The following is a 223-nucleotide window of genomic DNA, read 5'->3' on the forward strand; positions in this document are numbered from 1 at the left end:
TGTGCTCGTCTTGCAAAGACTCCAAACGAGTTAACGTGTCGTGGGCAGCCAATTGCGCTGTCTCGGTGGCCTGTTGCTGCTGCTTCAACTCCTCAATTAAACGCAGGCGCACCTCTTCACTGGTTTGATGAGAGCTGTGCAATTGCTCTTGTAAGGAGTCGTTCTGTCTATTTAATTCCAGCGCCTCCCCTTCCAAACGGCGCACGACCTCAACCTGCCTATC

The 223-nt window shown here is 52.5% G+C and carries 1 protein-coding gene; it reads right to left on the reverse strand.

Features of this window, described 5'->3' with window-relative positions; genetic code table 11:
* Positions 1–205: hypothetical protein (locus ACD661_RS16995; RefSeq protein WP_400189019.1), on the reverse strand; the 205-nt coding region annotated here is incomplete at its 3' end.
* Positions 206–223: the final 18 nt, after the last annotated feature.

The sequence above is a fragment of the Legionella lytica genome, from assembly GCF_044626755.1.
Lineage (GTDB): Bacteria > Pseudomonadota > Gammaproteobacteria > Legionellales > Legionellaceae > Legionella > Legionella lytica_A.